Origin of the sequence: Arthrobacter sp. NPDC057013, from assembly GCF_042674585.1 — a bacterium.
Classification (GTDB): Bacteria; Actinomycetota; Actinomycetes; order Actinomycetales; family Micrococcaceae; genus Arthrobacter.
Genome location: NZ_JBHUSE010000014.1, coordinates 25,457 through 33,364, shown reverse-complemented (window position 1 = coordinate 33,364; position 7,908 = coordinate 25,457). Strand labels below are relative to the sequence as shown.

Sequence of the window (7,908 nt, the reverse complement as noted above, 5' to 3'; positions counted from 1 at the left end):
CCCCTTGCTTGACAACTCCCCCCAGAGAAATCCCACTTTACTCGTATTTGGCCGGGGGGGGGTGCCCCTACAGTGTGCCCCCCCGCCCCGCTTTTCCTTTGATCAGGCCCCGGCGGATACCCGGTAGGTGCTCTCCAGAACGTCCGTGACGAACATGTGCCCGGGAGCGTGGCTGATGGCGAAAGCCGGCCGGGATGCCATCACCGCGCTCTGCGGCGTTACCCCGCAGGCCCAGAAAACGGGCACTTCTCCGGGTCGGATATCCACTGCGTCCCCGAAGTCGGGGCTGGAGATATCGGTGATGCCCAGCGCTTCCGGTGATCCGACGTGGACCGGGGCACCGTGAACCTTGGGCACCTCCGCGGTGACCCGGACGGCCGCGTCTACAAGTTCGGCCGGCATCGGGCGCATCGAGACGACCATCCGGCCATGGATCCGCCCAGCCGGGGTGCACTCGACGTTAGTGCGGTACATCGGGACGTTGCGGCCCATCTCGGTGTGGCGAAGCGGGATGCCCTCGGCAGCCAGCGCAGACTCGAAGGTGAAGCTGCAGCCGATGAGCACGCCCACCATGTCATCGCGCCACAGGGAACGGACGTCGGGAACCTCGGCTGTCAGGACGCCGTCCTCCCACACCCGGTAGGCGGGGATGTCGGTACGGATGTCGGAACCCGGGGCGAGGGAGCTTTCGTACTGCCCAGCGGGAATGACGTCGATGACGGGACAGGGCTTGGGATTGAGCCGGCAGAATTCGAGGAATTCGTCCGCGTAGTCCGCGGTCACCGCGATCAGGTTGGCCTGGGTAAATCCGTCGCTCCAGCCGGACGTGGGTGTGACCAGGCCGTTGCGGAACTGGCGGCGGGCTTCCGACGGCGGCAGGGTGGCATTCGTGTGGGTCATCGGGCTGCGCTTTCGGTAGGTTCGGCTGACGCCCGCAGGTATTCCTCGTCCTCGGCAACATTCGAGTCGCGGCCGAGGGCAAGGCCCACCACGGTAATCAGGCAGGCAACGCTGAGGTAAATGGCCACCGGCACCCAGCTGTGGAAGGTGCTCTGCAGCAGCGTGAACATGAACGGGGCGATGGCGCCGCCAATGATGCCCGCGAACGTGTAGGCCAGGGAACTGCCGGTGGAGCGGAGCCGCGGCGTGAACTGCTCGACGACGAACGCGGCCTGCGGTCCGTACATGAAGGAGTGGCACAGCAGGCCCAGCACGGTGCCCACTACGAGCATCACCGGAGAGCGGCCCTCCAGCACGATGAAGAACAGGTAGCCCCAGAGCGCCGCGGCCCCTGCCGCGATGCCGTACACGAGACGCCGGTTGATCCGGTCTGAGATGGCGCCCGCGAGCGGCATGGTGAAGAGCTGCAGGCCTGAGCCGATGAGCACGGCCAGGAGCACCTGCCCGCGGTCGAAGCCAAGTTCCTGGATGCCGTAGGTCAGGGTGAAGACGGTGCACAGCGCGTAGGTGACGTCCGGGCCGATGCGGCTGAGCATGGCGGCCAGGAGGGGTCGGCGCTGGGTGGTCAGGAGTTCGCGGATGGGGGCCTTGGGCTGCTCGCCGCGGGCTTCCATGGCCTTGAAAATCGGGGTGTCCTCAAGCTTAAGTCGGATCCACAACCCGAAGGCGACCAGCAGTGCAGAGATCAGGAAGGCGATCCGCCAGCCGTAGTCCAGGAATGCCTGCTCGGACAGGGCCAGGGTGAGCACCGCGAGCGCGCCATTGGCCAGGAGGTTGCCGGCGGGCGGGCCGATCTGCGCCGCGGAGGCCCAGAAGCCGCGCCTGCTGGGTTCCCCGAATTCGCTGGACAGCAGGACAGCGCCGCCCCATTCACCACCGACGCCCACGCCCTGCGCGAAACGCAGGAAGACGAGGATGGCCGGGGCGATGATGCCGATGCTGCCGTAGGTGGGCAGCAGGCCGATGAGGAAGGTGGCGACGCCAATCAGCATCAGGGTGATGACCAGGATTTTCTTGCGCCCGATCTCATCCCCCAGCCGGCCAAAGATGATGCCGCCGACCGGCCGGGAAATGTAGCCCACCGCGTAGGTCGAGAATGCCAGCAGGGTTCCCGTCACGGGGTCCGACGCGGGGAAGAAGACCAGCGGGAAGACGATCGCGGCCGCTGCCGAGTAGACCGCGAAGTCGTAGAACTCCAGCGCGGTCCCGGTGAGGCTGGCCGCAAACGCTTTATACATGTCCTTGCGCCCGACAGCGGGCTTGGTCCCTGCGGCGGCCATTGCGGGTTGATTGGCCATTTGTTCCTCCAGAAAGAGTGTGGATGCCCATCCGCTGGGGCACGGATGCGCTGGTGCGCGGGTGTGCCCGGACCTGCGACGTTGTCAGGGCGCGGGCACTGGGGCTGGTTGGCGGCTTCCCCCGGAGAGCCGCCGAAAACGGATCATTCTGTTGGATTGTGGAAGTGTTGAACAATCCAACATCTGACGAACAGGTTACGCGACCTGGATCACACCGTCAAGGGGCGGGATGTCTGCACGACTTAGGCGCGAACAGACACTTGTGGCCCCCGGGAAGCGTTTCCCAGGGGCCACAAGTGTCCGTTCGCGCTGGAGTCGGCGCGCTGGATGGGCGCGGTCAGGACGAGTGGACGGCGGTCTGGTGCTGTTCGGATTTGTCGAGGTAGGCGAGGAGTCGCTCGGCGGCGCGCTCGAAATCCCCAGCTTCCAGCGCTTTGCAGATGTGCTCGTTCTCTACCAGGTAGTCCTGGTAGAAGCCGCCGTCGATGGAGGCCTTGTGGAAGAACAGCCTCATCTCGGCCAGCACCTGCGACATGATGATATTGAGGCGCTCACTGCCGGCCATGGCCACGAGGGCGCCATGGAAATGGGAGTTGGCGCTGCCGAGCCCTTCGCTGTCGCCGGCCTCGGCCGCTCGCTTTCCTTCTTCCACGGCGGCACGCACAGCCGCAATGCTCTCGGCACTGCCGCCGCCCCGGACGGCAGTGACTTCGATGGCGCGCCGGACGGCATACACGTCATGGACGTCGCTGGCTTCGAGACTTGCCACAAAGACGCCGCGATTGGGCAGCCGGACCACCAGCCGCTCGCTGGCGAGTTCGGCAAAGGCCTCGCGCACGGTGTTCCGGGAAACCCCGAGCTCCTCGGAAAGGGCTTCCTCCTTCAGCTTCGAGCCGGGCGGCAGTGCGCCTTCGGCAATCTGGAGGCGGAGTTCGCTGGCCACGCGCGCGGCCACGGCCGGCACGGCAACGCGGAGACGGGATGCACCTGCACTCGGATTCACTGTGGCCATACACCGAATTTACACGAACCACCCACAATCGGATTGTTGAATTGTTGAACATTTTTGCGGAAGGGTGCATCCTAGTCTAAGGACGAGTTGAGATGAGGGTCACAATGCACGCAATAGATTTGAACAGCGACGTCGGTGAGTCCTTCGGGCGATGGAGCCTGGGAGACGACGCGGCCATGATGGCCTCGGTATCGAGCGCCAACGTCGCCTGCGGATTCCACGCCGGCGATCCCAGCGTCATCCGGTCCACCTGTGAGGCGGCCGCCAAGGCCGGCGTGGTGGTCGGCGCCCACGTGGGCTACCGCGACCTGGCCGGATTCGGCCGCCGCTACATGGAGGTCGATCCCCGCGAGCTGGCCGACGACGTCGTCTACCAGATCGGCGCCCTGCAGGCACTGGCCGCGACGGCCGGCACCAAGGTCCGCTACGTCAAGCCGCACGGCGGCCTCTACAACGCCATCGTCCACAACACCGCCCAGGCGCGCGCCGTTGTGGACGCGGTGAAGTCGGTGGATCCCGGACTGCCCATCCTCGGTTTGCCCGGATCCGAAGTGCTGCGGCTCGCGGATGCGGCCGGCCTTCGCGCAGTCTCCGAGGCGTTCGCGGACCGCGCCTACAACCCGGACGGCACGCTGACCTCGCGCTCCCAGCCCGGTTCCGTACTGGAGGACCCGGAGGCGGTTGCCGCCCGTGTCCTGCAGATGACCACCGGTGAGGCCATTACCGCGATCGACGGTTCCGAGCTGGTGATCAACGCCGAATCGGTGTGCGTCCATGGGGATTCCCCTGGCGCGGTGGCCATGGCCGTCGCCGTGAAGCGCGCTCTCGACACCGCCGGCATCACCATCAAGGCGTTCGCCTAGCATGAAGCGACTGTCCAGCATGAAGCGACGGATCCAGGACCCGATGGCAGACACCACAGACCACATGCCCTCCGCGTCATCCGCCCGCCCCGGCAGGGTGCGTGCGGTGCGGCCGGTGGGAACGCGCACGGTCCTCGCGGAACTCTCCGGCCTGCAGGACGTGCTCGCCCTGCAGGCGGCGCTCCTCGAGGCTCCGCTTCCCGGCCAGCAGGACGTCCTGGCCGCCGCCGAAACGGTCATGGTCAGGGCCGAATCACCCGCGGCTGCCCGGCGGATCGGGCAGGCCCTCCTGGAGCTCGATCTCACGGCGCCGGCAGAGCAGGCCGGGGGCCTGGTGGTCATTGACACCGTGTACGACGGCGAGGATCTCGCCGAAGTGGGGCGGCTGACCGGCCTCGGAGCCGACGGCGTGATCCAAGCACACACCGGCCAGGTCTGGACGGTTGCCTTTGCAGGCTTCGCTCCGGGCTTCGGCTACATGGTGGGCGAGAACCAGGCGCTGGAGGTTCCGCGTCGGAGCTCCCCGCGCACCGCGGTCCCCGCAGGATCGGTGGCACTCGCCGGAAACTACTCTGCCGTCTACCCGCGCAAATCCCCTGGCGGGTGGCAGCTGATCGGCCGCACCGGAGCCAGGATGTGGGACCTCGACCGTCCCGAGCCAGCGCTGGCGAGCCCCGGCCACCGGGTCCAGTTCCGAGCCGTCCGCGACGTGGTCCAGCTGGCCGCGGAAGAAACCCGCACCGGCAGCCAGCAGCCAGACCCGGAAACCGCTTCAGGGCTCCGCGTCCTGTCGCCCGGAATCCACAGCCTCATCGAGGACCTTGGCCGGCAGGGACACTCGGCCCTGGGCGTCTGCGCTGCCGGAGCGCTGGACCGGGCCTCGCTCCGCAGGGCGAACCGCCTCGTGGGGAACGCGCCGTCGGCCGCGGTCATCGAGACCGTCGCCGGCGGGCTCAGGGTGCAGGCCATCGGCGACCAGGTCCTGGCCGTCGCGGGGGCGCCGTCGGCTCTCACCGTCGTGACGCCGTCGGCCTCCCCCGACGCAACGGACCCGGACGCGGAGGAAACCGGCGACACAGGAATGAGGCAGCGCACCGTTCCGGTGGCCGCGCCTTTCGCCCTCCTGGACGGCGAAATCCTGGCCATTGGGGTTCCAGACGCCGGCTTCCGCAGCTACCTTGCTGTGCGCGGCGGCGTCGATGTCCCGGCGGTGCTGGGCAGCCGCTCCACGGACACGATGTCCGGGATCGGGCCGAAGCCGCTGGCGGCCGGCCAGCTGCTGCCGTCCGGCGGCGACGCAGAGTCCGGCGTTGTGGGCAGTCCGGAAATCCAGCCCGATTATCCGAGCGGCGGCGTTACCGTGCTGGACATCGTCCCGGGCCCGCGCGCGGACTGGTTCGACCAGGCCGCCGTTGACTCCCTCTGCGGCCAGGATTGGATAGTCAAGCCGGAGTCCAACCGTGTGGGCATGCGCCTGCAGGGAACACCGCTGGAGCGCAGCCGCGCCGGCGAGTTGCCCAGCGAGGGGACGGTGGCGGGCGCCATCCAGATGCCGCCGGAGGGCCTGCCCGTCCTCTTCCTCGCCGACCATCCGATCACGGGCGGTTATCCGGTGATCGGCGTCGTGGTGGACCACCAGCTCGACCTGGCCGCCCAGGTCCCCATCGGCGGGAGCATCCGCTTCCGCATCGCTCCCGATCAGACTTCACCAGAACACACTCCACACGAACAGACTCCACAACGAAAAGCGAGTAACTGATGCACAAGGTCCTCATCGCCAACCGCGGCGAAATCGCCGTCCGGATCGCCCGGGCCTGTGACGACGCCAAGCTGGCCTCCGTGGCTGTGTACGCAGACATCGACGCGGACGCCATGCACGTCTCCGCCGCGGACGAGGCGTTCAGTCTCGGCGGCAACTCCCCGGCGGACACCTACCTGAACATCGAGAAGCTCCTCGGCGCCGCAGCCGCTTCCGGGGCGGACGCGGTCCATCCCGGGTACGGCTTCCTGTCCGAGAACGCGGACTTTGCGCAGGCGGTGCTGGATGCCGGGCTCGCGTGGATTGGCCCGACGCCGGAGGCCATCCGCCAGCTCGGCAACAAGATCACGGCCCGCGAGATCGCCGTCCGCGCCGGCGCCCCGCTCGTGGCCGGCAGCGACGGTCCGGTGGAATCCGCCGCCGAGGCCCGCGCCTTCGCGGAGGAACACGGGCTCCCGATCGCCATCAAGGCAGCATTCGGTGGCGGCGGCCGCGGCCTGAAGGTGGTCCGGAACCTGGAGGAGGTGGAGGAGGCCTTCGATTCGGCAGTGCGCGAGGCTGTGGCCGCGTTCGGCCGCGGAGAGTGCTTCGTAGAGCGCTACCTGGACCGCCCGCGCCACGTCGAAGCCCAGGTGCTGGCCGATACCCACGGCAACGTCATCGTCGTCGGAACCCGGGACTGCTCCCTCCAGCGCCGCCACCAGAAGCTCGTGGAGGAAGCCCCGGCGCCGTTCCTCAGCGAGAGCCAGCGGACCCAGATTTACGACGCCGCGAAGGCAGTCTGCCGGGAAGCGGGCTACTCGGGTGCAGGGACGGTGGAGTTCCTGGTCGCCGCCGACGGCACGGTCGCCTTCCTCGAGGTGAACACGCGGCTGCAGGTGGAGCACCCCATCACCGAGGAAACGACCGGCATCGACCTGGTCCAGGAGCAGTTCCGGATCGCCGCCGGGGAGCGGCTCCGCTTCACCGAGGACCCTGCCCCGCGCGGCCATGCGTTTGAATTCAGGATCAACGCCGAGGACGTGGGGCGCGGCTTCCTGCCCTCACCCGGCACCGTCAGCGAGTTCACCGCACCGACCGGTCCCGGCATCCGGCTGGACACCGGAGTCCGGTCCGGTTCGTTCGTGGCCCCGCAGTTCGACTCGCTCCTGGCCAAGCTGATCGTCACCGGCGCAGACCGCCAGCAGGCGCTGCGCCGCGCCCGCCGGGCCCTGGCCGAAATCAGCATCACCGGAGTGGCCACCGTTCTCCCCTTCCACCGCGCTGTGGTGGAGGCTCCGGACTTCACGTCCGAGACCGGCCTGGACGTCCACACCCGCTGGATCGAGACGGACTTCGCGGACCACATCCCGGCGGATCCCGGCTTCAGCCCCGCCGGCCCCGAAGGCCGCCGGCGCACCATCACCGTGGACGTGGACGGCCGCCGGCTTGCCGTCGGGCTGCCGGCTGACCTGCTGGACGGCTGGGCACGCTCGGGCCAGGCGCTTCCCGGCGGCCTGGGCGCCGCAGCTGCCGGCCCGTCCGACGGCGGCTCCCCCGATGGCGCTTCCCGCGCCGGCGACCCGGCGGAACTCCGCGCCGCCATGAGCGGCACCGTGGTGAAGTGGCTCGTGGAGCCGGGCGCCGAAGTGACCGCTGGTGATCCCGTGGTGGTCCTGGAGGCCATGAAGATGGAGACCAGCGTCCCCGCCCACCGGGACGGCGTCCTCTCCGGCGTCGCCGCCGGAGCCGGCGACGTGATCACCGCCGGCTCTGTGCTGGCGCAAATCGGCTAAAGCGGCTTACGCCGCTTGCTGGCGAAGGCAAGGGAGGACGACGGCGGGACCGCCCGCCGTCGTCCTCTTTTCGTTTCCATTCAGCCGGGCAGCGTCCTGCGCAGGATCATAAGGATCACGCCGCCGACGGCGAGGAGCGCTGGACGGGCATGTGTCAAACCTCACCCGCCATATGGGCCGTTTCCGGTTGAAATGCCTTCGCGCGCCTGTGCATCATAGAGTGAAGCCCGCTAGGAATACG

At 68.4% G+C, this 7,908-nt stretch carries 6 protein-coding genes; 3 read left to right on the top strand and 3 right to left on the bottom strand.

All coding sequences use genetic code 11. The features are described from left to right. Positions 1-102: 102 nt before the first annotated feature. From ACFTSA_RS16750 to ACFTSA_RS16740, 3 genes are all read right to left on the bottom strand, one after another. Positions 103-900, bottom strand: a complete 798-nt coding sequence (locus tag ACFTSA_RS16750) for a putative hydro-lyase (protein WP_377952703.1) — start codon at positions 898-900, stop codon at positions 103-105. After that, complete coding sequence (locus ACFTSA_RS16745; RefSeq protein ID WP_377952702.1) at positions 897-2,258, bottom strand: MFS transporter; 1,362 nt, start codon at positions 2,256-2,258, stop codon at positions 897-899. The genes ACFTSA_RS16750 and ACFTSA_RS16745 overlap by 4 nt, the downstream gene beginning before the upstream one ends. A 337-nt stretch (positions 2,259-2,595) precedes the next feature. Then, on the bottom strand, positions 2,596-3,270 hold the full coding sequence (locus ACFTSA_RS16740; protein WP_377952701.1) for a GntR family transcriptional regulator: 675 nt from the start codon (positions 3,268-3,270) through the stop codon (positions 2,596-2,598). Between the two features lie 104 nt (positions 3,271-3,374). Between ACFTSA_RS16740 and ACFTSA_RS16735 the strand changes: the two genes are divergently transcribed. From ACFTSA_RS16735 to ACFTSA_RS16725, 3 genes are all read left to right on the top strand, one after another. After that, positions 3,375-4,133, top strand: coding sequence for a LamB/YcsF family protein (locus ACFTSA_RS16735; RefSeq protein WP_377952800.1), 759 nt, complete (start codon positions 3,375-3,377; stop codon positions 4,131-4,133). A 64-nt stretch (positions 4,134-4,197) separates the two neighbouring features. After that, positions 4,198-5,892, top strand: a complete 1,695-nt coding sequence (locus ACFTSA_RS16730) for a carboxyltransferase domain-containing protein (protein WP_377952799.1) — start codon at positions 4,198-4,200, stop codon at positions 5,890-5,892. After that, positions 5,892-7,667, top strand: coding sequence for an acetyl/propionyl/methylcrotonyl-CoA carboxylase subunit alpha (locus tag ACFTSA_RS16725; RefSeq protein ID WP_377952700.1), 1,776 nt, complete (start codon positions 5,892-5,894; stop codon positions 7,665-7,667). Before ACFTSA_RS16730 ends, ACFTSA_RS16725 begins: the two co-directional genes overlap by 1 nt. The last annotated feature ends 241 nt before the right edge of the window (positions 7,668-7,908 follow it).

What these genes read in the sequence shown, in the direction of transcription:
- ACFTSA_RS16750 (WP_377952703.1), bottom strand. Translation starts at nt 900, where the DNA reads ATGACCCACACGAATGCCACCCTGCCGCCGTCGGAAGCCCGCCGCCAG.
- ACFTSA_RS16745 (WP_377952702.1), bottom strand. Translation starts at nt 2,258, where the DNA reads ATGGCCAATCAACCCGCAATGGCCGCCGCAGGGACCAAGCCCGCTGTC.
- ACFTSA_RS16740 (WP_377952701.1), bottom strand. Translation starts at nt 3,270, where the DNA reads ATGGCCACAGTGAATCCGAGTGCAGGTGCATCCCGTCTCCGCGTTGCC.
- ACFTSA_RS16735 (WP_377952800.1), top strand. Translation starts at nt 3,375, where the DNA reads ATGCACGCAATAGATTTGAACAGCGACGTCGGTGAGTCCTTCGGGCGA.
- ACFTSA_RS16730 (WP_377952799.1), top strand. Translation starts at nt 4,198, where the DNA reads ATGCCCTCCGCGTCATCCGCCCGCCCCGGCAGGGTGCGTGCGGTGCGG.
- ACFTSA_RS16725 (WP_377952700.1), top strand. Translation starts at nt 5,892, where the DNA reads ATGCACAAGGTCCTCATCGCCAACCGCGGCGAAATCGCCGTCCGGATC.